Raw genomic sequence first — 25,705 nt, 5'->3', positions numbered from 1 at the left:
GAGATGAAGACGGATTTACCGATACAACAGATTATTCCTGAGCTAAGGCAGTTATTTCAGGAGAAGGATACGGGTGTGTTAATTGCGGAGCCAGGTGCGGGTAAAACGACCGTAGTACCGCTGGCACTGCTGGAGGAGCCATGGGTTGCTGGACGGAAAATCATTATGCTGGAGCCCCGCAGACTCGCTGCTCGCTCGGCAGCTGCACGAATGGCGGCTTCACTAGGTGAAAAGGTGGGACTGACCGTAGGGTATCGGGTTCGGATGGATACTCGTGTAAGTCAGTCCACTCGCATTGAAGTGGTGACGGAGGGTGTATTGACCCGGATGCTTCAACAGGACCAGGGACTGGAAGACACGGCGATGATTATCTTTGATGAATTTCATGAGCGGCATCTACATGGTGACCTTGGTTTGGCGCTTGCGCTTGAATCCCGGGCCATGCTGCGTCCTGATCTGAAACTGCTGGTGATGTCGGCAACGCTGGACCCAGCTCCTGTCTGTGCGCTGCTTGGTGAGGGAACCATATGGATTGACTGTCCTGGGCGCACGTTCCCGGTGGAAACCCGATATGTATCCAAACCGGCATCCGAGCAGATCGAGACTTTTACAGCTCAGGCCGTCGTTAAGGCACTGGCAGAACAGGAAGGGGATGTGCTGGTTTTCCTACCGGGTGCAAAAGAAATCCATCGCACAGAGCGAGAGCTGTCCAACCGTATGATTCCTGCTCATGTTGAGGTACATGCTCTATATGGCAGCATGCCTGTAGAACGGCAGGATGAAGCTGTGCGACCCGCTGATAAAGGTAAACGGAAGGTTGTGCTGTCCACGTCCATTGCCGAATCCAGTCTTACCTTGGCTGGAGTTAAAGTCGTGGTGGATGCAGGACTGAGCCGTGCGTCCGTATTCTCGCCGCGGACCGGCATGAGTCGGCTCGTCACCCTGCCGGTGTCCAAGGCGTCAGCCGATCAGCGGCGGGGGCGCGCGGGGCGAATTGCCCCGGGCGTGTGTTACCGGCTATGGAGCGAAGAGGCACATGGCGTGCTGCCTGATGCAGCAAAGCCGGAGATTGCCTCCGCGGACCTTGCGCCGCTGGCGCTGGAGCTTGCCGCCTGGGGTGTCCAGTCCCCTGCAGAGCTGCAGTGGCTGGACACCCCGCCTGCCGCAGCCTACGGCCAGGCACAGGCGCTGCTGCGCCAGCTGGGCGGCCTGGACGAGGCAGGCCGCATCACGCCCTTCGGGCGGCGGATGAACACGCTTGGCGTGCATCCGCGACTGGCCAGCATGCTGCTCCGCGCGGCGGAGCTTGGGCTGGCCAGCTACGCCAGCATGCTGGCGGCACTGCTGCAGGAGCCTGCCGGCCTCCGCAGCAGTGGCAGTGCAGGCGCGGGCACCGATCTGCGCCCGCGCGTGGAAGCGCTGCTGACTGCGGACAGCAGCGGCATGCCGCAAGCGGCAGCGTCTGTCGCAGACGGTGCTGCCGTGCGGCGCATGCTCCAGGAGAGCTGCCAGCTGCGCTTGGCGCTCGGCCCGGCGGCCGATCCGGTACGGCCGGATGAGGACAGCTGCGGATGGCTGCTGTCCTTCGCTTATCCGGACCGGATCGGGCAACGCCGGGAGGACGGCCGCTATCTGCTGAGCAGCGGCCGAGGGGTACGGCTCGCAGCGACAGAATCGCTGAGCCGTTCAGCCTATCTGGTCGCAGCCGAAGCCGACGACCAGGGCGCGGATGCGCGTATCCTGCTGGCTGCGCCAGTGCAGGAGAAGAGATTGCTGGACTTTGGTCCACATCTGCTGCATGAAGAGGTTCAGGTGGCCTGGGACCGAAACACTCGCAGTGTGCGTGCACATAGAAGGGTGCAAATTGGAGCCATTACGTTGAAAGAGAGCAGTATTGCACAGCCACCCGAAGATCAGGTGCTCGAAGCATTACTCTCAGGAATACGTATCGAAGGTCTGGATTGCCTGCCCTGGACAAAATCATCGCGACAGCTGGCGGATAGGATGCGCTTTTTACATCATCATTTGCCGGAATGGCCTGATCTCATCGAAGATCATCTGACCGAAGAACTGGCAGAGCATCTCAGCCCTTTTCTAACAGGTATGCGATCTGCTGCGGATCTCAAGAGATTGTCGATGCAGGATGTGCTACTCGGCGGACTGAGCTGGGAACAGCGACAGCAATTGGATCGTGAAGCTCCTACACATATTCAGGTGCCTAGTGGTTCGCGCATTCCTGTGGATTATAGCCGACCTGAAGATCCTACGCTCGCGGTGAGACTGCAGGAGATGTTTGGACAGCAGGAGACCCCGCGTATTGGCGGTGGCCGAGTACCACTGACCATACATTTGCTTTCCCCGGCGCAGCGGCCTGTCCAGGTCACACGAGATTTGGCGAACTTTTGGCGGGAAACTTATTTTGAGGTCAAGAAAGACTTGAAAGGCCGTTATCCCAAACATTATTGGCCTGATGATCCGCTCGAAGCGATAGCGACTAACCGGGCTAAACCACGAATTTAGCTAGAATGTGTTTGCCAACCTTGGTCTAAAAGTTGAGCTGAACGCGCTCTGATATTGCGGTGGAAGGGTTTGAAAGAAAACAAGGCGGGTAATAACATAGCGAACCACTCAATTAGATGAGGAGGGATTCACTATGCAAAAGAAAATCGTAGGTGTGTTTAATACAGAACGTGAGGCATCATCCGCAATCGAGGGACTGAAAGCGCAAGGATTCACTTCAGATGAAATCTCGGTAGTTACACAGGATCGGGATGAACTGAAAGCTATTCGCGAAGAGACGGGTACAAAAGCACCCGAAGGTGTAGCTGCAGGTGCGGCAACAGGCGGGGTGCTAGGTGGAGTAGCTGGATTGCTCGCTGGCATTGGCGCATTGGCGATTCCGGGCATAGGTCCTATTCTGGCGGCAGGTCCTATTGCCGCAGCCTTTACGGGTGCAGCTGTAGGTGCAGGAGCAGGCGGACTTGTAGGTGGACTCGTGGGTCTCGGCATTCCGGAAGAGGATGCAAGACAGTATGAGGAATACGTGCAAAGTGGTAAAATCCTGCTACTCGTGGACTCTACGGATCGGGACACGGATGTTTATGACGTGTTTAGCAGTAACAGTTATGTGAACCGGGACAGAATCGATGTCAATCGGGATGATGTTACGGTTGAGCGCACGGATCTCGATATGGAAAATCAAAGATTGGAAGCTCGGGATAAGGCCGCTCGACTTGGCAACAATACTTTTCTATAATAAATCGGTTCAGTAAAGACAGGAATCTTCAACTGGAATGACATAAGTGAGCCACCAGGTGGTCATCAGCCGGTTTCCTTTAGAGGAAGCCGGCTTTTGTCCCTGTTTTAACTTCCTGCTGTAGCAAGGTTCAGGTGTTAAACCTGCCAGGCAGGGAATAACAATACATACAGTAATACGGCCAGGGCCAGTCCGATCACCAGTAGCATCAGCGTCAGGAACCGAATCAATTTCGTGGATGCCTGGAATGTCTGTGAATTAATCTGATTGCGTTTTCGGTGGTAAGCAGAGGCAGAGCACAGGATGATTAGAATGCCGCTGACCAAGGAAGTAATACCAATGATGATTGCTGCGATATGGGCCATCCGATCATAGGCCGTTGAACTGAAGCCGAAGCCGGCTGCGAGAAAGCCAATGCCAACCATGGCAATGCCGGTACGAACCCAGGCCAAAAAGGTCCGCTCGTTAGCCAAATGCTGTTGTACATATTTTGAGTCAATGGTAGTTATGCTTTGGTATGTATCTGAGATGTGAATCACCCCGTTCATCAATATATGGCTTCATTGTACGTCGTTTTCATGGCAAAACCAAGAAAGGAGGCTGTCTATTTTGCCTCGTAAAGAACGAATTACAGAAATTGAGAGTCTGAGGGGAATTGCTTTTGCGGCAGTCGTCCTTCAGCACTCCATAGCTCATTATTCCGTGGTCCCAGAAGCGGGACTGGAAGACGGCGTATTGCTCGCCATCCTGCTGATGCTATCCAAATTTGCAGTACCCCTGTTTATTTTCATCACAGGCATGGTGCTTTTCTATAATACAGGAGACAAGTTGCATTATGGACGTTTCATGCAAAAGCGTTTAACCGATGTCATCGTCCCCTATATGATCTGGTCACTGATCTACTTCACACTCGCGCCTCGCGGCTGGAACGGATTTGGTTGGCAGGATATCCCTGACCTTGGTTTAAAATTAATCACGGGTAAAACGACCTCGCATTTTTGGTACATTATTATGCTTATTCAGTTTTATCTGTTGTTTCCCCTGTTTTTGCGAGCAATCCGTTATGTCTATAACCGATATGAGGCGAAGGGGCGCACAATAGCTCTTCTGATTTCCGGTGTGGTGTACCTTGTGCTCGCGGATCAATTGCGAAATATCGCCAGGTTCATGGAATGGTTGAATGTCCCGGTGCTGACCGATGCCTTTACAACCTATGCGGATCGAAATTTCCTGTATTTCTTTTTTTATTTTGTGCTTGGTGCGGCAGCCGGGCTATCGGTTCAACGCTGGAATGAGTGGATTCAACGTTTGCGCTGGGGATATTGGACCGTGTTTATTGTGCTGGGTCTTCGGTTTATATATAAGTTAATGCAGGAGTTCCAGAAGCCGGAGGGTATACAGATTACGTTCTATACTGTCAGTCTCATCCGGCCAGATATGATCTTATTCCTCATTGCTTCCATCATGGTGATGTACCAACTGGCTGGCAAGCTCCACAATATCAAAGTAACACGATTGCTGGCATGGATTGGCGGGGTTTCATACGGGGGCTACCTGATACACATGCTGATGTTGCGTTACAGCTACATTCCGGATGAACAGTTTTATGTGGCATTGGGTTTAAACCCCGTAGTGCGCATGATCATCACCTGGCTGCTGGCGCTCACGTTATCCTGTGTTCTTACATGGCTCATCTCTCGCGCAAGCTGGGGCAAGTGGATTGTGGGAACCGTACCAAAGTCCAAACCTGATTAACAGGTGAATACATCATTATATGAAAAATTCAGAACAACAGTGAGTTGACGGCCAATGAAAATGTAAGCAACAACCTGAAAAAAAATGACGCCAATACCATGACGAACCCTTTTTGAAATAATTTTTAAAATTTCATTACATGAAAAATTCATAATAGAAAACCCGAATTCTCGCTCTTCCTTGTGTTCCTGCCTATCCATCATTTTTCCTTCTTGCCTTCTAACGCCCATGGATTAAAGGGAGGAAGACGGATAAAGATGGCAGAAGGGGAACATAAGTTTTATAATACTAGATATATAGAGCTGACAGGAGGGGAATGAACGTGGCTTTTATGATTGCGCAACGGGCATTTATTAAGCTGTATCTGATTACGATGGTCGAACAGCACAGGGGATACGGTTATGAGATGCTGGAGGCAATGAAGCAGGAATTCAAGGCCTACGGTTATGTACCACCCCAGAGCGAGATATACCGGGCGCTGCATGAATTGGTTCAACAGGGTGTCTTTTATCGTACGAAGAAGCTGAAGGGCAGTGATCCCAAAGTCGATTTTCAGGAAATCGTTTTATATCACTTCACGGATGATGGTGCGGAGAAAGCCGAATTATATAAAAAACAGGTCAAAGCCGATCTCGATCGTTGTCTCGGCATGTTACACAAGGCAGAAGAGGACAATTACGGAGTGAAAGGAAGATAAGCATGGATAGACACTTACAGTGGGGTGTACTTGGTACATCCACAATCGCGAAAAATGCAGTCATTCCGGCAATTCAACAATCCGAACGTGGTGAAGTCTTGGCGATAGCCAGCCGCAGCAAGGAGAAGGCGGAAGCTCTTGCGAATGAACTCGACATTGCCAGAGCGTATGGCAGCTATGATGAACTCATTGCGGACCCGGATATTGAAGCTGTGTATATCCCTCTGCCGAACCACATGCACAAAGAGTGGACAATTAAGGCTGCTCAGGCTGGAAAACATGTATTGTGTGAGAAACCGGCTGCTCTGAATTCGGATGAAGCGGCGGAAATGATTGAGGTATGTCAACAGCACGGCGTATTGTTTGCAGAAGCCATTATGTATCGATATCATCCCAAGCATAGACGTGTGCAAGAGATTATAGCCAGTGGGGAGATTGGTAAGGTCAGAGCCCTCCACGGCAATTTCACTTGTAATACCGCTGACGATAAAGATAATGTAAGGTTCAAAAGGGAGATGGGCGGAGGATCATTATTTGATCTTGGCGTATATCCTATCTCGGCAGCCCGCATGTATCTTGGGCAGGAGCCGGAAGCTGTAACGGTACACGCTCTATTTTCGGAAGAGCATGATGGCGTTGATATGATGGCTTCAGGACTTGTGGAGTTTCCCAATTCAGTAGCGTTAACGTTTGACTGCGGTATGTGGGCTTCTGGACGAGCTGAGATGGAAATTCTTGGTACCGATGGACGGATTGAACTGCCCAAGGTGTTCGGTTGGGAGAATAGTGATATTCCACCACAGATTATCGTGCACACCGATTCCGTCAGCCGTGAGGAACGTGTATCGGTATCGAACTCCTATGTTTTGCAGGTGGAGACCTTTGCAGCCGCAGTGCTTGAAGGAAAAGCGTTACCGTTTAGTCCGCAAAATACCATTCAGAATATGCGTGTTATTGATGCATGTCTGGAATCGGCAAGAACCCGTCAACGGGTGCAATTATAGATTAAAGCAAGAGCTAATATGATAGCATGATAGATGATAAGAATGATCGAAATGGTAGACTCCATCCGCCGGGATGTGAGTCTTTTGTTATATTTAAATGTTATATTTATATATTTTTACAAAAATAGCAGTTTAATTTGATATTTCCTCCAAAATGATGTGATATAAATAGTAAATAGATGGCTTGTTCACTATAATCTAGCAGAACGTACATCCAGGCAGAATTTATATCTCATACTACTTACATAGTGGCAACGTTCATCCATTTTAAGTCATTGGGAGGCTGGATTTATGAAAAAGTTTTTGTCTACGGCTCTGCTCGCGGTTATGTTAACGATTGTTTTCTTCACGGGTTCACAGATCGCTCCGGTTGGACAGCAGAAGGCTTCAGCTGCAACGTGTACCATTATCAACACGTTTACTGGTGTGGCCAACTATCTCAGCGCCAACGGGAAACTGCCATGCAACTACATTACCAAAGCACAGGCAACAGCACTGGGCTGGGTATCTTCCCAAGGCAACCTCGCTACGGTTGCTCCGGGCAAAAGTATCGGTGGAGACGTGTTTAGCAACCGGGAAGGCTTGCTTCCAGCAGCGAGTGGCCGTACTTGGCGTGAAGCGGATATCAACTACACTTCCGGTTTCCGTAATTCTGACCGCATCCTATACTCCAATGATGGCTTGATTTACAAAACGACTGACCACTATGCATCCTTTACTCGCTTGAAATAAGGAAGGACAGGACAGACATGAAGAGGGTAGTACTTAACGGTGAGGACTTTTACAGCACGACAGAGCTGCATGAGCTATTGAAGCAAAAGCTTGAACTGCCAGACTTTTACGGTGCAAATCTGGACGCCTTGTGGGACTGCCTTACAGGCATGATTGAGCTGCCGCTTGAATTAACCTGGACGAACTACCAGGTCAGCAAGGAACGGCTGGGTAGTGAGGCAGAGAAGGTGTACCAGTTGATGCTGGAGGCGGATGAAGAGAGTATTGGATTTCAATTCAAGACTGAGGACTAGTACATTAACTATAAATCATAACAGCAAATATTGGTGCAAAGAGAACAGACCCTTCGGTCTGTTCTTTTGTTTTATAGGGATATACACAACGTTAAAAATATTTTCACGAAAGGGTTGATTTTCGTATATCATACGTTAAAATAAAATTAACATTAAAAATATTTTCACGTTGAGAGGCGGAGTAATCATGAGCGAAGGTACAGTCGCACACAAACAAGGGATCGGGGAATTAATTCGGATTAAACCGTATGTGCAGTTTATGGTGAGCAAGGTTGTATCCAGATTCGGCGATTCGATTGATTCTATTGCTTATAGCTGGATGGTGTACATTCTTACAGGTTCAAAGCTGCTGATGGGAACACTACTGGCTGTTAATTTTTTGCCGAGTATCTTTCTGGGGCTGTTTGTCGGCGCACTGGTTGATCGCATGTCGCCCAAAAAGGTGATTGTGCTCACGAATACTGGTCGAGGATTATTTGTTGGCATTACAGCACTTTTGTTTGGTCTGGGTGAGCTGCAAGTCTGGCATCTGTTCGTCATCACCATTTTGAATTCCCTTCTGGAATGTTTCGCGTCACCCGCAGAGGTATCCACTGTACCCCGATTACTTCCCAAATCAATGCTGCTTTCTGGTAATGCCATGGCCTCATCTGCAACCCGGGTTGCAGAACTCGCAGGACTTGCAGTGGCGGGAACGTTAATTGCAACGGCAGGGATCACGTGGACGATATTGATCGATGCGGGATTGTTTGCCTTAAGTGCACTCCTGATGAGCCGTGTGGGGTACCCGAAAACTTCAACATCATCTAACAATGATAATACGTCATTTGGTTCATCTGATTCTCCTCCAGCAAGAAAAAGTATATTCTCTGAAATGACAGAAGCATTTCATTTTATGCGTAAACATGTGTTGTTACTGATCGTCTCCATTCTGTTTGCCTTTGTTAACTTTTGTCTGATGCCATTCAATGTTCTTCGCACGCCATATGTCATTGAAACGTTGCACGCCGGTGCGGGAGGATTAAGTCTACTCAGTGGACTGATTGTCGGAGGCATGGTACTGAGTGGCTTGTGGCTTTCTCACAGAGGATCGAATTACCGTAAAAGTGTGCTGGTCATTGTAGGCATTGTTATGTTGGGGCTCAGTTATGCCATGACCGCACTCCCGGCTTACATGACGTCTTACCAGCTGCCTGTTGCTGCTGTCTTTTGTCTGATGATGGGTATGGGGATTCCACTCGCTACAACACCCCTTGCATCCTATCTGATGGAAGTTACACCTTCCGAGATGCTTGGCAGAGTGTATGCCCTTCAAACTATGCTCGTCGTGAGTGTTGCTCCATTAGGTAGCTTGGTTTCAGGAGCTCTTGCCGATTGGGTGGCATTACCGATTCTGTTTATCGTGTTTGGTGTTTTGCTTGCCATGTCAGCCGCTTTGGTACTTCTGAGCAAGACTTTCCGCACCGTTCTATAAAAAGGCTTCTTGAAGCCTGTTATCTTCAGCCTGTTTTGACCGAAACCCTGTTCGGACGGTATAATATACACATGATGGGCAACAGGTACCCCGGAAATGAGGATACAGGTATGCAGCGCAAAGTACTTTCAACGATTGAAGAAATTAAGGTCTACTCCGATCCGTATCGGATACAGATCATGAATATGTTTAATAAACAGGGCAGACCCTCTACGGTTAAAGAGATCGCAGACCAGATGGGCGAAGTGCCAGCCAAGGTACATTATCATGTGAAAAAACTGGAGAAAATCGGTCTGCTCACCATCGTATCCACTCGTGAAATTAATGGAATTATCGCTAAATATTATGAGCCCTTCAAGGGAGAAATCCAGCTCCGTAACGAAGATGAAGAGAACTCACCTTTGAAGGAGGTATTTCGTTCCGAAACCTTCAAATTGTTAAATGAAATGTTTGAGCAGAGCCGTCGGAGATTTATGAATCAGGCGGAAAACGGGGACCGTATGTTCATCTCAGATATGACGTTGTATGCTAGCCGGGAAGAAGTAGAGCAGTTGTACAACAACATTACGAAGATGTGTGAACCCTATTTAACGAAAGACAGGCATGATGCGGACCAAGAGGTCTTTCATTTATTCAGTTCCCTATCCAAAGATACGGTGAATAAGCCTGCTTCGGAAAATGCTGGGAAATTGAAAAAGAAGGCTTCACCCGATAAGGGCAAGCCCGCTGCCAAAACGTCAAGACCTGCTAAAAAGCAGAAGGAATCCTCGTCTGGTGTTCAGGCGGAAGAGTAACCAAAGCATATTCATCGGCTTTATTGAAGTTCCGTCTGTGTCAAGATGATATGCTGGACCAAGAAAAAAAGCCGCCATTGGCGGCTTTTTCATGCGTAATTTGGCATGATGAAAGACATGTACCTATTTAAGCGTAAACGATCTTAATTCGTTCATAAACTACATGTTTTCATCATAATCTTTCACGTCACGTTTGGCTGCAGTTGCGGGGGAGTTCGATGTGCCATATTCCTCGACGGCTTCCCAGGCGTCAGCGTTATCGAACTTGCCAGCATTGCGCTGTCTTACTTCACCGGCACCGCTTGGCGGCATCGTCATGACTTCCTCCTCAACAGGCCGTTCGTTGCTTAACTCGCGGTTAGGCGTATCATCGATACAGTAGGCTGTGTAAGGAATCGCTTCGAGTCGTTCAAAGGGAATATCCTTACCACAGGTCACACAAGAGCCATAGGTTCCTTGTTCGATTCGTTCCAACGCTTCATTCACCTGGTTGAACTCGTCGGTTAACGTATCATCTATCGCCAGGTCACGACTTCGCTCAAACGTCTCCGTACCGGCATCTGCCGGGTGATTATCGTATGATGACAGCTCACCAGTTGAATCTTTCAGGGACTCGGCAGGAGCACCGTCTTCCATGCTGGATTCAAAATGGCGCTGTAGGTTTTCACGTTGTTCCAAAAGAGCGTTTTTCAGCTCTTGAAGTTGATCTTTGGTTAATGTACTCATAAGGACATGCTCCTTTCCCGCAATGGGGTTGTAGTCAGTCCTTACCCGAATTTCATAAGAAGCAATCAGTTTTGTGTGTAAAGAGGGTTGTTCGATTTTATATCTGACGGATAATGTGTTATAAAAAATATAGAGAGAAAATGCGGCGGTATCGAAGATCTTCTTGTGCTTACCGCGGCGCGTTTGATAATGGAGGGTTGTCAATATGGATGAGCATATGAAACGAAGATTGGACAAACAAAGACAATTGTTCAAGCAATTGGGCGTGCAGCTCGACGCTTTATCGATTCATGAAAAACAATTCAATTATAAACTTCGTGGTTATGATCCGGATGAGGTGGATGCCTATCTTGATTTGGTTATTAAAGATTACGAACGTTTCTATGCCAATATAGCGGATCTGATGGACAAGTGGCAAGAACAGCAGTTAACGATTCGGGATCTGAAGTCATCGGCGAAGCCAGTGGAAGATCCAACGAAGATTGATCGCAAACAACTGGATGATATTGTGAAACAATTGGAGTACAGCGTTCGGCAATTAAAAATTCGGGCACGCCCTGAACAGGATCTGTTCTCCGAGTAAGTCTACACATCTGGGATGATATAAAATCAGCATTATAATGCTCAAATAAAAGGTGGTTAATCATGAGTACTCATTTTTCGGTCAGTGTGCATTGTTTGTTGTTGTTGTCTTTCAGCGCGCCTGAACGAATCACTTCGGCACTGATTGCAGGTAGTGTGAATACCAACCCTGTCGTGGTCAGACGTATTCTGGGCGGGTTGAAAAAGGCAGGACTTGTGGACTCCTCACCAGGAACGAGAGGATTTTACCTCGCCAAGCCGTCAAGCGAAATCACATTAGCCATGATCTATCAGGCTGCCAAGGATGAAGGCCCATTGTTTCCGATTCACGGTAACTGTAATCCGAATTGTGATGTTGGCCTTCGTATTGATAGCCTTTTGACCAATCTGTATCAGGTTGCCGAAGCAAAGGTGGAACAATTCTTCGCATCCATTACCCTTGAAGATATGGAGCGTTCCTGTTCCCAGCTTGAAGTTCTTCCATCACATGCCGAATAAAGCGTAATGTAAGGGAAAGGGAAGGTGTGCTGTACTATGAAAATTATTGTCATCTCGGACACTCATTTACCTCGAAGAGCACGTAAATTACCCGATCCCTTGGTTGAGGCGCTATCAGATGCTGATCTGATTCTCCATGCGGGGGATTGGTCGGACTGGAGTGTACACAAGCTGCTCAGCGCTTATGCACCCGTTGAAGGTGTTGCCGGTAATACGGACCCGCCTGAAATAGGTCAAAAACTCGGGTTCTCCCGCATCGTTGAAGCGGACGGTTTGCGTCTTGGTCTTGTACATGGTCATCTGGGATCGAAGTCTACAGAGCAGAATGCGATCCACACTTTTGCAGGACAGCAGGTGGATGCTGTGATTTTTGGACATTCGCACATTCCAGTGATGCATACGGTCAATAATGTGCTGATATTTAATCCGGGCTCTCCGACGGATCGGCGCTTTCAGCCCCAATATTCTTTTGGTATCATGACTACACATTTAGGGGAATTGCAGGCGGAACATGTTTTTTATGATGTAAAATAAAAGTTGAAAATCAGGCATCTCGAATCAGAAGGCTCTTCTGTTATTCGGGGTGCTTTTTGCTATGTATGCATTCAAAAGGGAGCTTGCAAGTTATCTCTGAATGGGGAATATGGTCTGCTGTTTATCTGTCATTCATCTCTTCTCGCTGACCCCTATGGAGGCATTCGCATGAATGATACAATGCGTTTACAACTATAAATTGAATACGTTTACATAAGGAGATGAATGTTGATGAAATTGTCTGTATTCACTGTTGCCACACCGGACTTGACGGCAGAAGAATTGGCTTCTGCTGCAGCCGCAGCCGGCATTGAAGGGATCGAATGGAGATATCGCGGAATTCCGGCGGATGCTTTGTCCGAAGAACCTTCTTATTGGAGACATAATCGTTGCTCGATAGATCCAGACCAGTGGGAGGAACAGGTACCTGCATTTCGTGAAGCGACAAAAAAGCATAACAGACATTCGATTGCATTGGTGCCTTATCTGAGCTGTGGGGATCTGCTTGCTACAGAGCAGGCATTTCAAACTGCACAAGCCTTAGGAGCATCCATGATGCGTGTTGGGGTTCCCGGCTATGATCGCAAAACCAGTTATCCTGAATTATACAAACAAGCTGTGCATTATCTGAATGAGGTTCAAGAGATGGCCCAACAGTATAAGGTAAAAGCTGTAGTAGAGACCCATCATCAAACGATTGCTCCCACTGCATCACTAGCTTATCGGCTCGTGCATTCGCTGGATTCACAGCATGTAGGAGTATTGTACGATCCAGGTAACATGGTCCATGAAGGATATGAGAACCATCGTATGGGACTGGAATTACTGGGACCTTATCTGGCACATGTGCATGTGAAGAATGCGGCTTGGTTCAAAGATGCATCAAACATGAATTCGAATTCCAGTGAGAATGAACAAAATACAGAAATTTCGCTAACATCAAACTGGCATTGTCAGTGGGCCCCATTGACCGAAGGCGTGGTGAACTGGTTGCAAGTATTCCGTGACCTCAAATCCGTTGGATATGATGGATATTACGGGATTGAGGATTTTAGCGGAGTCTTGGAATCGAAGGCGATGTTACAGCATTTTGCAGATGTTTTTACAGAAATTGAACGTCGTGTGGACGAGGAGGTACAGGTATGAGTTTGGTTCGAGTAGCCGTCATTGGAATTGGGAATATGGGTGCAGCCCATGCCAGAACGTTGGTAGCAGGAGAAGTACCTGGTGCAGAACTGGTGGCTGTGTGTGATGTGAGACAAGAAATGGAGAGCTGGGTATCCAGCAACCTTCCGGCTTCAGTCACCTATTGGCAGGATGCGGAGCAGATGATATCATCAGGGACGATTGATGCGGTAATTATAGCAACTCCGCATTATGACCATCCCGAAAAGGCCATTCAGGCTTTTCAGTATGGCCTGCATGTCATGATCGAGAAACCTGCCGGAGTATACACCAAACAGGTACGCAAGATGAATGAAGCGGCTGCTGCCAGCGGCAAAGTGTTTTCCATGATGTATAACCAGCGAACTAACCCTTTATATATCAAACTAAAAGATCTGATTGCCTCGGGAGAACTGGGTGAGGTACGGCGTACCAACTGGATTATTACGAACTGGTATCGCTCTCAGAGCTATTATGATTCAGGCGGTTGGCGGGCAACGTGGGCTGGTGAAGGGGGCGGTGTCCTGATCAACCAGGACCCTCATCAACTGGACTTGTGGCAATGGACCATCGGCATGATGCCGGTGCGTATGCGTGCCTTCTGTTCATTCGGCAAATACCGGAACATTGAAGTGGAAGATGATGTAACGGCATATGTCGAGTATGAAAATGGAGCAACAGGTGTATTCGTGACCACAACGGGTGAAGCACCAGGCACCAACCGATTCGAGGTTAATGGGGATCGAGGCAAAATTGTCATTGAAGATGGTCAGTTGACCTTCTGGCGTCTTCGTGAACCCGAGCCTGAATTCAATCAGAGATTTACCGGAGGATTTGGTCAGCCGGAATGTTGGAAATGCGAGGTGCCGATTACCGGTGTGGAAACCGGACATCCTGGCCTGATTCGCAACTGGATCGATGCCATCCTAAACGGGACTCCGCTTATTGCTCCCGGTGAAGAGGGTATCCATGGTTTGACTTTGTCCAATGCCATGCTGTTGTCAACCTGGACGGATAACTGGGTGGATCTTCCGATCGATGAGGATTTGTTCTATGAACATTTGCAGCAGAGGATTGCCAGTTCAAATACAAAGAAAGACAAGGCAGGGAGTGGCAGTCAGCCTGCTGATCTGTCACAGACGTTTAAGTAAGTGGAACTTATACACCAAGCTGAACTCAAGGCGTGTACAGGATAACGGAACCGATAAACGGAAAATCCAATTGGAAAGGTGGAGAAGGTATGGCTAAAGACGGCATGTTCTATGCTCCAAAGAGTGTAAAAAAAGAGGTTGTATGTGGTCCAGGGGAGTTTACCATTGCTGCTGTGGCGTTGGACCATGGACATATCTACGGTATGGTTGGCGGGCTGGTGGAGGCTGGGGCGACGCTCAAATGGGTATATGATCCTGACCCAGCTAAAGTCGAGGCTTTTCGGAAACAGTTCCCGCAGGCACAGATCGCGGCATCTGAAGCGGATGTACTTGCCGACGATGAAGTGCAGCTCGTAGCCGGAGCAGCCATTACATCGGAACGTGCGCCACTCGGCATGAGAGTCATAGCCGCAGGCAAAGATTATTTTACGGACAAAGCCCCCTTTACCACACTGGATCAACTGTCCCTTGCGCGTGAAGAGGTTAAACGCACTGGGAAGAAGTATATGGTCTATTACAGTGAGCGTCTGCACGTGGAAAGTGCGATCTATGCCGGACAACTGATCGAACAGGGAGCCATCGGTAAGGTTGTTCAGGTTATGGGGACGGGGCCGCATCGATTGAACGCGGGAGGTCGGCCGGAATGGTTCTTCCAGCATGAAAAGTATGGTGGCATCCTCTGTGATATTGGAAGTCATCAGATCGAGCAGTTTCTGACCTTTGCTTCGTGTACGGATGCAGAAGTGGCGTTCAGTCGGGTGAACAATTTCAATCATCCACAATTCCCGGAACTAGAGGACTTTGGCGAAGCATCACTCATCGGCAACAACGGGGCTTCAGGTTACTTCCGCGTAGACTGGTTTACACCGGATGGTTTGGGTACATGGGGCGATGGGCGAACGGTTATTTTGGGAACGGACGGATACATTGAGCTGCGCAAGTATATCGACGTGGCCAGAGAGCCTGAAGGCGATCAGGTGTACCTGGTTAACCATGAAGGGGAATACCGTTATAGCGTCAAAGGACAGGTCGGTTATCCGTTCTTCGGTGAACTGATCCGGGATTGTCTGGATCGAACAGAAATCGCGATGACACAAGAGCATGCGTTCAAAGCGGCAGAACTCTGCTTGATTGCGCAGCATAAGGCAATGAGTGAGAGAGTGGTATGGAGTAGTGGTGCGAAGTAAATGGTCTTATTAAGATAGTAATAGAATATGTAGGTGGAGAGCGGCCTGGTGTAGGCTGCTCTTTTGCATGTTAGCTGTAGTCACTTCGCAAATGGAACAATATGGTTTATTATGTATGTAGTTCAGAAATTGACTTAAATGTGTGGTGTTTACGAAGTACATAAATTAGATGTTATAGGAAATCAGCAAACACACAAAGAGAACTTGTTTTATTTAACATATTTTTTTTGAGGAGAAGTGATTGAGTGAATAAAGACATACTACTTGAATGGGACAGTAAGCATAGTGCGATGAAACGCACGAAAGAAAATTACTGGAAAACCTATAGGAAGTGGCGTGACGAGAACAAAAGCGATTATCATGATACTTTTATGGGAAAGTTATATGATGAATTTATAACTCTTGAAGAGCGTGCTATATACCTAAAATATAGTCTTAATACAACAGAAGCGGTGGTATTTTGCTCGATTAATATCTTTTACATAGAAGAGCAAATAGGAACTTATGATATAGAGTTCTTTTTGAACGGTGAGATCGCTGATGATTACCTGGATTTTGGAGACGTATTACTTAAAGATCGGATGATTAAAGTAAAGTATAATTTGAAGACTGCAAGAAGCGCTTTAAAACTGGGATTTGAAGTATCAGACATTTTGAAAATCACAGAAATCCCACTCAAATATATAGAAATATTAAAAGAAAAATATAGTTGATATAAAGGGAATGGTATAAGAGGTATAAGTGATTCGAAGAAGCTGCTGACATCCTATAACATAATATTCACGCTGCGGACATTCGTCCTTGGCCCGGCATTCGCCGGACACCCGACATACGTCGGGTCGTGAATACAGGAACGTTAAGTGAAATTACTAAAGTCTTATTTAAGGAGAAATACATATGTTTATTTCAAAAGACCAACAAACAAAAATCAAACAACTAAATCAAATACTTGGGATGAAACATCGAAGCACACCATTTGATTTCAATAAAAAAGAAGATTGGATAGAAGCCCTTGAGATGATTACTGCGGAGTATGTAGACTTTTGTGAGTATTGGGGAAGATTATCAAATTTGAATTCAAATTTAGATGAAAGTCTTGAATGTTTTTATACAGCTAGTTGGGTGGGAATATCTCAAGAAGGCAATGTAAAAGATTTGAAATTAAACAATGCAATCAAATCAGTAAATAAAGCCGAAGATTCTTTATGAGTATTAATGGAGCGAGCAGAAGAGAAGTGTAGAAAGATATGGATTTTGGTTTTTGAAAGCCAACAAAAAGCAGTTATAAAAGAATTTTTAGGCGAAGAAATGACATGCTGTATAGAGGATTTACAAGAGATTTTAGAAGAAGAGATCTTTGAGATGGCAACAGAAATAGAATATACAGGAAATGTTGAGAATTCGACACGAGAGTTCTCAGAAAACCTAAAACAAAAAATTGAATTAAAAAAATTAGAGCAGTAACTTCACTTAACATAATATTCAAGCGGCGGCTCCTTTGGAGCCTTGGTCTGCGGTTGGATTTCGAAGAGGAATTTCAGCAGACAACACCTTAGGGGTTCATGAATACAGGAACGTTATACGCAATCCCTGCTAGAGAAAATAAAAGAAAAGAGGTATACAATGAAGCGATCCCATGATGCCTCAGGAATTATCATTATTGATGAATATAATAGAGTGTTATTAGTTCATCAAACATATGGAAAGAAACAATGGTCGGTGCCCGGCGGAGTAGTAGAAGAAGGTGAATCAGCGTGGGACGGTGCAAGAAGAGAACTACTGGAAGAAGTCAATATTAAAGTCAATGAAATGGATTTATCAGGTATCTATTTTATGTCTCATCGGAATGGATATATTTATACTTTTAAGTCATATGAATATGATGGTGATATAGAAGTTGATAATAAAGAAATAGATGAATATGGATTTTTTGAGATTGACAATTTACCAAGACCGATTTCAAATTTTACAATAGAAAGATTGATAGATGCAGTAAAGAACAATAAAACCGTATTTAAAGATCAACACATTGATAATTATCTTGTAATAGAATGAATAAAAACAATGTGATAGTAACACGAGAGGGCAAGGGCTGCGTATAACATTATATTCACGCTGCGGGCATTCGCCCTTTGCCCGACATTCGTCGGACACCCGGCATGCGCCGGGTCGTGAATACAGGAACGTTATCAGAAATCATTTGCAAGTATAGAAGCCTCTAAAAGGAGTAAGAGAATGAAAAAGAACAAGACTCCATTACTAGAATTAACTACTCAAGAGAGAAAGGAGTTAAGAAAAAATAAAATACTAATTAGTGAAATTTATAAATTAACAAATAACGAGATTTGCTTAATTATGAATGTTTCAGAAAATAGAGCCAAGGAAATAAAGGCTTTATCTGAGTTTCAAAGTTTACCTTCAATTGGACCTAAATTTGCAAAGGATTTATTAATGTTAGGTTATTATTCATTGAATGAAATAAGAGATAAAGATGGCGCCAGATTATTTGATGATTTAGAACATTTGTATGGGGAAAGAATTGATCCTTGTGTTGAAGATCAATTTAGATTCGTTATATATTGCGCTAATAATAGTTACTGTGGGAACCAATGGTGGGATTTCACCGAGGAAAGAAAACATTACAGGAATACTTATGGATATTCTAAAGAAAGACCTAAATAATGACTATTGAAGTATATAAGATAATTCGGAGAGGGCATATGACATCTGATAACACCATATTCAAGCTTCGGGGCATCCGCCCCTCGGTCCGGCCGAAGTTAGATGTGGATTCGGAGGGGCATTTCAGTAGCGAGGTAGCGAATTCAGCCGGACACATCCCTCCACCTAACCGCATCGCGGCCGCCCTTCGGGCTTAAGGTAGAAGGACGTCGTGAATACAACAACGTTATATGTAATAGCCGCAAAGAAATAATAAAAAAAATTTTAAATTACTTTGGAGGTACGTCGAGATGGAGAGCAAAAAAATTGATAGTAAAGAATTCCCGATATTGGAATTTGATGAATCGCGAGTTGCAATAATTGAAGCAACTAATTTTATCAAGCCAAAAGAAGAATTTGAATACTGTGTCATAACATTTTTTCGAGATGTAATTGAAAAAATGAAAACGGAGGGAAAGTTGAAAGAAGTTGCATGTCTACATTGCGAGACTTTAGATTTACCAATATATGAAACATATTATCAAGGAAAAAAAGTACATATTACTTTGGGGTATTTAGGAGCTGCAGGTTCAGCAGGATTCTTAGAAGAACTGATAGCCTATGGTTTTCAGAAATTTATAGTTTGTGGTGGTGCAGGTGTATTATAAAAAGACATTGCTATTGGACATGTAATAGTACCAGTTTCGGCAGTGAGAGATGAAGGAGTATCATACCATTACATTAAGCCATCAAGAGAAATTGAATGTAATCTAGAGGTATTAAAATTCATAGAGGACGATTTTAATATAAATAATATAAGGTATATAAAGGCCAAAACATGGACGACAGATTCATTTTATAGAGAGACTAAAGAAAAGGTTGAGTTGCGGAAAGCAGAAGGGTGTGTAACTGTAGAAATGGAAGCAGCAGCATTTATGGCTGTTTCACAATTTAGAAATGTAAAATTAGGTGTTATCTTGTATGGCGGTGATGATTTAAGTGGTGTCGAATGGGATAGTCGAAGTTGGAATAGCAGATCAGAAATAAGAGAAAACCTTGTTCAAATATCAATGCGGATATGCAGTTCTTTATAACTGAAATAGCTATAATCCATTTACATATAAACACCGTATTCACGCTGCGTCCCTGATGGGGCCTTCGTCTGCAAGGGGCAATTTCGGAGAAGTGGATTCACAGACAACCCTGCGAGGCTAAGTGGCGGAGCCACCCGGTCTTAGCGGACCTTAAGCCTCTCGGGATCGTGAATACAGAAACGTTATGCGCCATTACTGGTAAATATTAAAGATAATATTTAAGGAGATAATTTATGAAAGGTAAGATACTCTTATTATTTTTTATTACAATATTGTTTTCATCTTGTCAAAATATTAGTCATTCGACTACTTTGAACAGCGAAACTAATTCAATAATGAATTCTGAACTGCCTCCTGATGTAGAGAGTACAGGTAATGGAACAGAATCGAAAGAAATAACTGAAGGTCGATCAGAGCCTTCTAACAATGAAGTGTTATCCATGAGAATTGGGAACTACGATTTGAAAGGAGAATTTTATGATGAAATGCTTCGAAATCCTATAGATCATGATTATGAAGTAGAATTTAATGAATTTCAAAATTCCAAAGAGATTATTACAACAATGGGATGGGGAGCGTTGGAAAGCAAATATACAGAAATTTGGGATAAAGAGTTGAATCAGATATATAAAAAGCTTCTTTCTAAGTTGGATAGAGAACCAAGAGAAGCACTAATCAAATCGCAGAAAGAATGGTTACAGTATCACTTAAGGGAAACAACATTTGTAGAGAAGACATTTATTAATAATGGTTACCTTGGATCAAAAGGATCGGTAAGCCTAGGCACGGTTATACGGGAGAGAATTAGGGAAAGAACAATTCAATTATTTGAATATCGATATTTGCTAGATGGTGAAGTTGAGTTTTTATACCAAAGTAAAAAATAGAGTTGAAATCTTGATCAAAGGTTTTTTGGTGATGTTTCGAAGACAGTAACGGCGCTTAATAATGTATTCATGTTGTCGGGCTACCATCCCTTGGTTGTCAGATGTATAATCATGGAAGAACACTCAGACAACAAACGAGCCGGCCTAAGATAATTGCTATCTAAGGCTGGCTCGTTTCGTGAATACAAGAATGTTATATGAAACTGGCTAAACCCTGAAAAAACACAAAACCCAGGAGGGAAGTTCTTTGAATAACTTGATTGAGAATGTTGATCATGTTCAAATACCTGTTAAAGACGTTGATCAGGCAGTAGGATGGTATAGTGAAGTGTTAGGATTAGAACCACTGACAGTTTATCCTCACGCAGCATGGCTGAAATTCAAATCAGGCCCCGTACTGATGCTTCACTTCAGTTCGAAAAATGATAAGACATTATGGTTATCCAATGATGGTTTTCCTATGCCATCATTTATGTTTCTAACAAAGGACATTGAATTATTACACACAACGTTACAAACACATGATGTAAAGATAAGACTATATGAAGATCATGGGTTTGGATGGGTAATTAAGTTTACAGACCCATTTGGAAATGAGTTAGGAGCATTTCAACCAAAAGAATGAGCGCAATATAAAGAGAATCTGTAAGTATCTCAAGAAAGAGCCAGCATTATATAACACCGCATTCACGCGGTGGGTCGTATCGCGCCCCTTGGTCCGCCCGAGGACTTTCAAAGAGGTGGAGTCAGTCGGACAACCCTGCACCACCTAACCGCATCGCGGCCGGGTGATCTGGGAGGCTAAGATAAGATCTATCTAATCCTTTCAGATTCACTTAAGGTGGTGAGGATTCGTGAATGAAATAACGTTATATGAAACATATTTAGATCTAAATCAGAAGGGAAGTCAAACATAATGATCAGAGTCGATGTAGCTTATTCCTTAATTACTGACCCAACCAATTCCAAAATATTAATGGTAAGGAATGTAGATGATTCTAGTGACCGATGGTCACTTCCAGGCGGCGCTGTTGAAAGAGAAGAATCATTAGACCAAGCAGCAATAAGGGAAGCTAAAGAAGAAACTGGACTAGATATTAAAGTTCATGGAATAGTGGCAGTAAATGAATGTAAATTTCCAGAAAAAGAAGAACATGTAATATTTATAACATTTAAAGGTGAGGTAATCGGTGGGAATGAAGAAATAGTTAGACCTAATGAAATTTCTCAAATAGCTTGGATTGATATAGAGAAGGCTGAACAATTAATGCCTTACTATAAAGAAGGATTAAGAAGATTAATAGATGGATATGAAATAACATATTTTAACGAAGGCACTAAGTAATTTTGTGAGTTGTTCGCGACGTCCATTTCCCTAAGATAAGAGCTCTCTAAGGGGAATGGACGTCGCGAATAAACCAACGTTATTTGAAAGTTTGGAATGACGAAAAAAAGAAAAAACAATAAAGGAGATTACCTTAATGTGTACTAGTTTCGCTGTTCATTTAAGAAAGACATTTATTGGTATGAACTTCGATATTTCTCGAAGACCAATCAAAATTGTTTTGATTGGTGAAGATCAACTATTAGTTCTTCAGAATGATGATGGACAATTTTATCCAGCATTCGGTTTGAATAGTAGTGGTACATTCATGAATTTACTAATGGTCGATCCAATTGAAGAAGGCAAATATAGACGTGGAAAGAATTGCGTACATATTATGAAATTGTTTGATGAAATTCTTTCAGGACGGATTGAGTTATCTCAATTAAGTGAATATTTAACCAATAACGTAATTGTTAATGTCCCGAGTCATAGTGTCCACAGTTTGATAGCCGGGAGAGATCGGAAGACATATATTGTTGAGCCTGGAAGAAAGAACATCGATATTAACTCTTCAGATAGGGACTTCATGGTACTAACTAATTTTCCTGTATCGGATAATTTCGATAATGAATATAAGAATGTTGAAGGACCAGGAAAGGATAGATATATAAAGGCCTATGAAGTCATTACAAATAACAAAGAAACATTTAATATTGAAACAGGCCTTAAATTACTTAAGGGTACTGCTCAGCAAAGTGGGGATTATCCAACCCAAATTTCGCTTATATTTGTTCCAGAAGAAAGTAAAGTTCATTTTACTTTGGATGGAGATTTTACAAAGATATTTGAATTCTCATTTATCCATAAGCAAATTCAGAGTTTTGAAGGTTTTACAAGCAATAAAAGTCTTAAACTTACCAAAAAAGGTGTATTACTTTCAGAACTTGAAGATTGGTAATGACTGTACAGATATAGGAATAGGAATTCGAGAGTAATTCAAATGAAGTCTTAAGCATCACATCACACTATATTCATGCATAGGGCCACTAGGCCCTCTTTCCGACTGGGTGATGAGACGTTATGGATACGAGAACTTTAAGTGAAAGACCGGTAAAAACCATAATAGAAATAGGAGAGATTCTTATGGACCGCTTGGTAGTCATGACGGTAGGAAAAACTCATAGTGGCAAAACCACCTTTGCCAAAGAATTAGAATCCGTATTACAACAAGCTATTGTAATTGATCAAGATAATCATGCTGAATTTATTAATGAGCATTACAAGAAACTTCGCCCTATAGAAGGCCCAAACACTTTAAAATTCTCTGTAACTGACGCAATTGTTAACTATGCTACGGAACAAAGCAATTTCCACATTATCTTAAGTAACTCTAATCTGAATAAATTAGGAAGAGCAAAAGTTCTCCGATATTTTCATAACAAAGAATTTAAAAGTATCATTGTGTATTTTGATTTACCCGATGATTTATTGAAAGATCGCGTTATACGCACGCAAAGAAGCAAAGCTATATTTAGAAGTGCTTCAAGCTTTTTGGAAGTATTGGAGAGACAAGAAAATTTGTTAGAAATACAACCTAGTAAAGATGAAGCAAATTATATATTTATCATTAAGGACCCAAATAATACAGCGGAAGTTATTCAACAAATAATAGCAATCACGGGTACTAGATGATTCGATGAAGGCCGATCCTTCAGATAACATTATATCCACGCTGTGAGGTTTACCCCTCTTGTTCGCCCCGATGTATAATCATGGTAGAAATCGGACGACACACGAGCCGACCTAAGATAGGAGCTATCTAAGGCCGGCTCGCGTCGTGAATACAATAACGTTAGGTGAAATTACCGTAAAGCAGGTCAGAGAGGAAAAACAAAGATGGAAGACCTATATCTTTTAATACATGACCCATCTAAAGATATTTACACAAAAATTGAAGAGATAGTAGACGACTTTTGGATATGGTCAAAACTCTAAATAACTTAATATTTTTAATTGAAAGAGACATTGAATGTGAAACGATTATAGATAAACTAGTGAAAGATCATCAAGTTTTTTGTTCTTTGCAGAAGAGGCTCTTAGGTATTCTGATAATAATGAATGCTAGGTGGCAATTCGCACACTATTTAATACAGGTTAAAGACCAGGAAAACTAAAGTAATAGAATTAATTAAGAAGTATAGTGAGGACTATGTTGAATATGTAAGAAGGAGAGCTCTTGCAGCTCTAGAAATAATCAATTGTAATTAACGCAAGAAGACGGTCAAATCACCTAACACCATATTCGAACTGAGGTCTATACGGCCCTTGATCTACCAGAAGTATATTCGAGAAGAGTAATCAGGCTGGTACTCATTCCCCTAAGATAAGAGCTATATATAGGGAATGGACGTCGCGAATATATACTTTATGTAAAATCATAGTGTGATATTTAATGAAAGCATCTAAAGGAGGCTTGTATGAAGACAATTATCTATATGGTTAGGCATGGAGAATCACCATACAACGAAGGAAATGAAAGAACAAGAGGGCTTACCCCAAAAGGAAAGATCGATATTGAAAAAGTAACGAAGTTACTTTTAGGTGAAGGAATAGACATGATTATATCAAGTCCTTATACTCGAGCAATTCTGAGTGTTGAAGGATTGGCCGAGCACTTAAAGTTAGATATTAAAGTATTTGAAGATCTTAGAGAACGACATTTTGCATCTTATAATATTGAAAATGCAGAGTTAATGTCTAGTATCAGAGAGAGTTTTAATGATTTTGATTATACCTTGCCGGGTGGAGAGTCCAATGCTGATTGTCAGAAAAGAGCAATCTCAGTTCTAAATCCCTTACTAAAAGAGAACAGAGGGAAGAAAATAGCAATCGGGACTCATGGTCTTGTGATGACTTTGATGATGAATCATTTTGATTCAGCTTTTGGTTTGGAGTTTTTGAATCAATTAAAGAAACCAGATATTTATAAAATGCAATTCGAGGACTTAGAATTAGAAGAAGTAACAAGAATGTGGAATGATTAGATTCCCTAAGGGATATAAAGAAAACTGTGACATTACATGACAGAGTATTCACGTTGCCTTGGAGTTGCTGGAAGCAATTCGGGGAAGTGTGAGCAGGAAGACAACACTGAGAGGCAAACTGAATAATTAAAACATCTAAGAAGGATGAAAAGATAAAATGATAAAATCTATTAGTATTGATGAATGGAATGGGGCCACATTTAAGGAAGAAATCGTTGTGAATCCTACATGGACGGACACTTTAAGTTTTTTAAGAAAACTCGATGGAGATAAATTTACATTAGTATTTTTTGAGGTATCAGACACCGATTCAGCATTAGTTGGGGGCGGATCTGAATATTTCATTGTGTCTATTACAATTGATGATATTATATATACTCTTATGAACGATAAACAGGGTAACTGTGAAATTCCCCTGGTTGCTGGTGGTCAGTTAGGCAATTATTGTGATAACATTTGTATAGAATTAATTCCCATGCTTGAAGTAATAAGGTATTTTTATGAAACCGGAAAACTACTCGAAATACATAAATGGAAACGAGAATAAAATTACTCTGAATGTAACTCGAAGAAATGAGTGACATCATCTAATGGACAGCCGGGTTCGTGGTCCGGAAGAGCAGATTCACCGGACACTTTCAACCTGCTAATTGGCAAAGCCACCTGTCACTAAGTGCCTTAAGCCACTTGAACATTGTGACTGCACGTTAGGTGAAACTTTCAGTCAAATTATAAAAATAAACTGCGAACGCTTACATAAAGGCTATGAAATTATGCGTTACTGCAGGGAGTGATGATGCTCCTGATAGCCTTGTTGTTAAAAGTAGATTCAGATCTCAATTTTA

At 43.5% G+C, this 25,705-nt stretch carries 30 protein-coding genes and 1 pseudogene; 29 read left to right on the top strand and 2 right to left on the bottom strand.

The genetic code is table 11. The features are described from left to right. Positions 1–3 precede the first annotated feature (3 nt). Together hrpB and G3352_RS31750 are read left to right on the top strand one after the other, a co-directional pair. Positions 4–2,520: an ATP-dependent helicase HrpB gene (gene hrpB / locus G3352_RS24305; protein ID WP_163760817.1), complete on the top strand. Its 2,517-nt coding sequence runs from the start codon at positions 4–6 to the stop codon at positions 2,518–2,520. A 133-nt stretch (positions 2,521–2,653) separates the two neighbouring features. Beyond that, positions 2,654–2,863: pseudogene (locus G3352_RS31750) on the top strand (general stress protein); the annotation flags it as partial. A gap of 530 nt (positions 2,864–3,393) precedes the next feature. Here G3352_RS31750 and G3352_RS24295 read toward each other — a convergent pair. Further along, positions 3,394–3,804, bottom strand: coding sequence for a YidH family protein (locus G3352_RS24295; RefSeq protein ID WP_163760815.1), 411 nt, complete (start codon positions 3,802–3,804; stop codon positions 3,394–3,396). A gap of 61 nt (positions 3,805–3,865) precedes the next feature. Between G3352_RS24295 and G3352_RS24290 the strand changes: the two genes are divergently transcribed. The 7 genes from G3352_RS24290 to G3352_RS24255 all read left to right on the top strand — a co-directional run bounded on the left by G3352_RS24290 (position 3,866) and on the right by G3352_RS24255 (position 10,005). Beyond that, entirely contained in the window at positions 3,866–5,011 is a 1,146-nt protein-coding gene (locus G3352_RS24290) for an acyltransferase (RefSeq protein WP_163760813.1), read from the top strand. Positions 5,012–5,333: 322 nt separating this feature from the next. Beyond that, positions 5,334–5,708 carry a replication termination protein gene (locus G3352_RS24280; protein ID WP_063563231.1) on the top strand — a complete coding sequence of 125 codons (375 nt, stop codon included), beginning with the start codon at positions 5,334–5,336 and terminating at the stop codon, positions 5,706–5,708. Between the two features lie 2 nt (positions 5,709–5,710). After that, a complete protein-coding gene (locus G3352_RS24275; protein WP_163760808.1) occupies positions 5,711–6,712 on the top strand; it encodes a Gfo/Idh/MocA family protein in 1,002 nt (333 codons plus the stop codon). Between the two features lie 291 nt (positions 6,713–7,003). Further along, positions 7,004–7,444, top strand: a complete 441-nt coding sequence (locus G3352_RS24270) for a ribonuclease (RefSeq protein ID WP_163760806.1) — start codon at positions 7,004–7,006, stop codon at positions 7,442–7,444. A gap of 17 nt (positions 7,445–7,461) precedes the next feature. Continuing rightward, complete coding sequence (locus tag G3352_RS24265; RefSeq protein WP_163760805.1) at positions 7,462–7,737, top strand: barstar family protein; 276 nt, start codon at positions 7,462–7,464, stop codon at positions 7,735–7,737. A gap of 187 nt (positions 7,738–7,924) precedes the next feature. Beyond that, the gene (locus G3352_RS24260) at positions 7,925–9,211 is read left to right on the top strand and encodes an MFS transporter (RefSeq protein ID WP_163760803.1); all 1,287 of its coding nucleotides are present in this window, start codon (positions 7,925–7,927) and stop codon (positions 9,209–9,211) included. A gap of 71 nt (positions 9,212–9,282) precedes the next feature. Next, positions 9,283–10,005: an ArsR/SmtB family transcription factor gene (locus G3352_RS24255; RefSeq protein ID WP_240343204.1), complete on the top strand. Its 723-nt coding sequence runs from the start codon at positions 9,283–9,285 to the stop codon at positions 10,003–10,005. 159 nt (positions 10,006–10,164) lie between these two features. Here G3352_RS24255 and G3352_RS24250 read toward each other — a convergent pair whose 3' ends face one another. After that, a complete protein-coding gene (locus tag G3352_RS24250; RefSeq protein ID WP_076289586.1) occupies positions 10,165–10,731 on the bottom strand; it encodes a TraR/DksA C4-type zinc finger protein in 567 nt (188 codons plus the stop codon). Between the two features lie 205 nt (positions 10,732–10,936). On the opposite strand from G3352_RS24250, the gene G3352_RS24245 reads away from it, so the two are divergent. The 20 genes from G3352_RS24245 (at position 10,937) to G3352_RS24155 (ending at position 25,407) form a co-directional block, all read left to right on the top strand. Beyond that, a complete protein-coding gene (locus G3352_RS24245) occupies positions 10,937–11,314 on the top strand; it encodes a DivIVA domain-containing protein (RefSeq protein WP_024630343.1) in 378 nt (125 codons plus the stop codon). A gap of 62 nt (positions 11,315–11,376) precedes the next feature. Next, positions 11,377–11,811: an Rrf2 family transcriptional regulator gene (locus G3352_RS24240; RefSeq protein ID WP_113052552.1), complete on the top strand. Its 435-nt coding sequence runs from the start codon at positions 11,377–11,379 to the stop codon at positions 11,809–11,811. Positions 11,812–11,847: 36 nt separating this feature from the next. After that, the gene (locus G3352_RS24235; RefSeq protein ID WP_163760801.1) at positions 11,848–12,345 is read left to right on the top strand and encodes a metallophosphoesterase family protein; all 498 of its coding nucleotides are present in this window, start codon (positions 11,848–11,850) and stop codon (positions 12,343–12,345) included. Between the two features lie 231 nt (positions 12,346–12,576). Beyond that, positions 12,577–13,491: a sugar phosphate isomerase/epimerase family protein gene (locus G3352_RS24230; protein ID WP_163760799.1), complete on the top strand. Its 915-nt coding sequence runs from the start codon at positions 12,577–12,579 to the stop codon at positions 13,489–13,491. Then, a complete protein-coding gene (locus tag G3352_RS24225) occupies positions 13,488–14,660 on the top strand; it encodes a Gfo/Idh/MocA family protein (protein ID WP_163760797.1) in 1,173 nt (390 codons plus the stop codon). Before G3352_RS24230 ends, G3352_RS24225 begins: the two co-directional genes overlap by 4 nt. An 89-nt stretch (positions 14,661–14,749) precedes the next feature. After that, positions 14,750–15,847, top strand: a complete 1,098-nt coding sequence (locus G3352_RS24220; RefSeq protein ID WP_163760795.1) for a Gfo/Idh/MocA family protein — start codon at positions 14,750–14,752, stop codon at positions 15,845–15,847. 245 nt (positions 15,848–16,092) lie between these two features. Beyond that, on the top strand, positions 16,093–16,560 hold the full coding sequence (locus tag G3352_RS24215; RefSeq protein ID WP_163760793.1) for a hypothetical protein: 468 nt from the start codon (positions 16,093–16,095) through the stop codon (positions 16,558–16,560). A gap of 184 nt (positions 16,561–16,744) precedes the next feature. Beyond that, positions 16,745–17,056 carry a hypothetical protein gene (locus G3352_RS24210; RefSeq protein ID WP_163760791.1) on the top strand — a complete coding sequence of 104 codons (312 nt, stop codon included), beginning with the start codon at positions 16,745–16,747 and terminating at the stop codon, positions 17,054–17,056. Between the two features lie 6 nt (positions 17,057–17,062). Continuing rightward, positions 17,063–17,311, top strand: a complete 249-nt coding sequence (locus G3352_RS24205; protein ID WP_163760789.1) for a hypothetical protein — start codon at positions 17,063–17,065, stop codon at positions 17,309–17,311. 159 nt (positions 17,312–17,470) lie between these two features. After that, entirely contained in the window at positions 17,471–17,902 is a 432-nt protein-coding gene (locus tag G3352_RS24200; RefSeq protein WP_163760787.1) for an NUDIX domain-containing protein, read from the top strand. Between the two features lie 180 nt (positions 17,903–18,082). Beyond that, complete coding sequence (locus tag G3352_RS24195; protein WP_163760785.1) at positions 18,083–18,529, top strand: helix-hairpin-helix domain-containing protein; 447 nt, start codon at positions 18,083–18,085, stop codon at positions 18,527–18,529. 290 nt (positions 18,530–18,819) lie between these two features. Beyond that, entirely contained in the window at positions 18,820–19,176 is a 357-nt protein-coding gene (locus tag G3352_RS30940) for a nucleoside phosphorylase-I family protein (protein ID WP_205525040.1), read from the top strand. Between the two features lie 6 nt (positions 19,177–19,182). Beyond that, positions 19,183–19,602 (top strand): nucleoside phosphorylase, encoded by a 420-nt coding sequence (locus G3352_RS30935; protein WP_345940804.1) that lies wholly within the window; start codon positions 19,183–19,185, stop codon positions 19,600–19,602. A gap of 233 nt (positions 19,603–19,835) precedes the next feature. Continuing rightward, positions 19,836–20,489, top strand: a complete 654-nt coding sequence (locus G3352_RS24185) for a lysozyme inhibitor LprI family protein (RefSeq protein WP_163760782.1) — start codon at positions 19,836–19,838, stop codon at positions 20,487–20,489. Between the two features lie 247 nt (positions 20,490–20,736). Further along, positions 20,737–21,114 carry a VOC family protein gene (locus tag G3352_RS24180; RefSeq protein ID WP_163760780.1) on the top strand — a complete coding sequence of 126 codons (378 nt, stop codon included), beginning with the start codon at positions 20,737–20,739 and terminating at the stop codon, positions 21,112–21,114. A gap of 291 nt (positions 21,115–21,405) precedes the next feature. Further along, positions 21,406–21,834 (top strand): NUDIX hydrolase, encoded by a 429-nt coding sequence (locus tag G3352_RS24175; protein ID WP_163760778.1) that lies wholly within the window; start codon positions 21,406–21,408, stop codon positions 21,832–21,834. Between the two features lie 136 nt (positions 21,835–21,970). Continuing rightward, positions 21,971–22,774 (top strand): hypothetical protein, encoded by an 804-nt coding sequence (locus G3352_RS24170; protein ID WP_163760776.1) that lies wholly within the window; start codon positions 21,971–21,973, stop codon positions 22,772–22,774. A 185-nt stretch (positions 22,775–22,959) separates the two neighbouring features. Next, complete coding sequence (locus G3352_RS24165) at positions 22,960–23,508, top strand: ATP-binding protein (protein ID WP_163760970.1); 549 nt, start codon at positions 22,960–22,962, stop codon at positions 23,506–23,508. A 785-nt stretch (positions 23,509–24,293) separates the two neighbouring features. Next, positions 24,294–24,860, top strand: a complete 567-nt coding sequence (locus G3352_RS24160; protein WP_163760774.1) for a histidine phosphatase family protein — start codon at positions 24,294–24,296, stop codon at positions 24,858–24,860. 157 nt (positions 24,861–25,017) lie between these two features. Next, positions 25,018–25,407, top strand: a complete 390-nt coding sequence (locus G3352_RS24155) for a hypothetical protein (RefSeq protein ID WP_163760773.1) — start codon at positions 25,018–25,020, stop codon at positions 25,405–25,407. Positions 25,408–25,705: the final 298 nt, after the last annotated feature.

The sequence above is a fragment of the Paenibacillus sp. ALJ109b genome, from assembly GCF_010747435.1.
Classification (GTDB): Bacteria; Bacillota; Bacilli; order Paenibacillales; family Paenibacillaceae; genus Paenibacillus; species Paenibacillus taichungensis.
Note: the sequence above shows the minus strand (reverse complement) of the source record. Positions and strands in the feature narration are given on the sequence as shown.

Excerpts from the sequence above, each read along its gene's own strand:
- hrpB (WP_163760817.1), top strand. The coding sequence starts at position 4 with ATGAAGACGGATTTACCGATACAACAGATTATTCCTGAGCTAAGGCAG.
- G3352_RS24295 (WP_163760815.1), bottom strand. The coding sequence starts at position 3,804 with ATGAACGGGGTGATTCACATCTCAGATACATACCAAAGCATAACTACC.
- G3352_RS24275 (WP_163760808.1), top strand. The coding sequence starts at position 5,711 with ATGGATAGACACTTACAGTGGGGTGTACTTGGTACATCCACAATCGCG.
- G3352_RS24270 (WP_163760806.1), top strand. The coding sequence starts at position 7,004 with ATGAAAAAGTTTTTGTCTACGGCTCTGCTCGCGGTTATGTTAACGATT.
- G3352_RS24265 (WP_163760805.1), top strand. The coding sequence starts at position 7,462 with ATGAAGAGGGTAGTACTTAACGGTGAGGACTTTTACAGCACGACAGAG.
- G3352_RS24260 (WP_163760803.1), top strand. The coding sequence starts at position 7,925 with ATGAGCGAAGGTACAGTCGCACACAAACAAGGGATCGGGGAATTAATT.
- G3352_RS24255 (WP_240343204.1), top strand. The coding sequence starts at position 9,283 with ATGATGGGCAACAGGTACCCCGGAAATGAGGATACAGGTATGCAGCGC.
- G3352_RS24250 (WP_076289586.1), bottom strand. The coding sequence starts at position 10,731 with ATGAGTACATTAACCAAAGATCAACTTCAAGAGCTGAAAAACGCTCTT.
- G3352_RS24245 (WP_024630343.1), top strand. The coding sequence starts at position 10,937 with ATGGATGAGCATATGAAACGAAGATTGGACAAACAAAGACAATTGTTC.
- G3352_RS24240 (WP_113052552.1), top strand. The coding sequence starts at position 11,377 with ATGAGTACTCATTTTTCGGTCAGTGTGCATTGTTTGTTGTTGTTGTCT.
- G3352_RS24235 (WP_163760801.1), top strand. The coding sequence starts at position 11,848 with ATGAAAATTATTGTCATCTCGGACACTCATTTACCTCGAAGAGCACGT.
- G3352_RS24230 (WP_163760799.1), top strand. The coding sequence starts at position 12,577 with ATGAAATTGTCTGTATTCACTGTTGCCACACCGGACTTGACGGCAGAA.
- G3352_RS24225 (WP_163760797.1), top strand. The coding sequence starts at position 13,488 with ATGAGTTTGGTTCGAGTAGCCGTCATTGGAATTGGGAATATGGGTGCA.
- G3352_RS24220 (WP_163760795.1), top strand. The coding sequence starts at position 14,750 with ATGGCTAAAGACGGCATGTTCTATGCTCCAAAGAGTGTAAAAAAAGAG.
- G3352_RS24210 (WP_163760791.1), top strand. The coding sequence starts at position 16,745 with ATGTTTATTTCAAAAGACCAACAAACAAAAATCAAACAACTAAATCAA.
- G3352_RS24205 (WP_163760789.1), top strand. The coding sequence starts at position 17,063 with ATGGAGCGAGCAGAAGAGAAGTGTAGAAAGATATGGATTTTGGTTTTT.
- G3352_RS24200 (WP_163760787.1), top strand. The coding sequence starts at position 17,471 with ATGAAGCGATCCCATGATGCCTCAGGAATTATCATTATTGATGAATAT.
- G3352_RS24195 (WP_163760785.1), top strand. The coding sequence starts at position 18,083 with ATGAAAAAGAACAAGACTCCATTACTAGAATTAACTACTCAAGAGAGA.
- G3352_RS30940 (WP_205525040.1), top strand. The coding sequence starts at position 18,820 with ATGGAGAGCAAAAAAATTGATAGTAAAGAATTCCCGATATTGGAATTT.
- G3352_RS24185 (WP_163760782.1), top strand. The coding sequence starts at position 19,836 with ATGAAAGGTAAGATACTCTTATTATTTTTTATTACAATATTGTTTTCA.
- G3352_RS24175 (WP_163760778.1), top strand. The coding sequence starts at position 21,406 with ATGATCAGAGTCGATGTAGCTTATTCCTTAATTACTGACCCAACCAAT.
- G3352_RS24170 (WP_163760776.1), top strand. The coding sequence starts at position 21,971 with ATGTGTACTAGTTTCGCTGTTCATTTAAGAAAGACATTTATTGGTATG.
- G3352_RS24165 (WP_163760970.1), top strand. The coding sequence starts at position 22,960 with ATGGACCGCTTGGTAGTCATGACGGTAGGAAAAACTCATAGTGGCAAA.
- G3352_RS24160 (WP_163760774.1), top strand. The coding sequence starts at position 24,294 with ATGAAGACAATTATCTATATGGTTAGGCATGGAGAATCACCATACAAC.
- G3352_RS24155 (WP_163760773.1), top strand. The coding sequence starts at position 25,018 with ATGATAAAATCTATTAGTATTGATGAATGGAATGGGGCCACATTTAAG.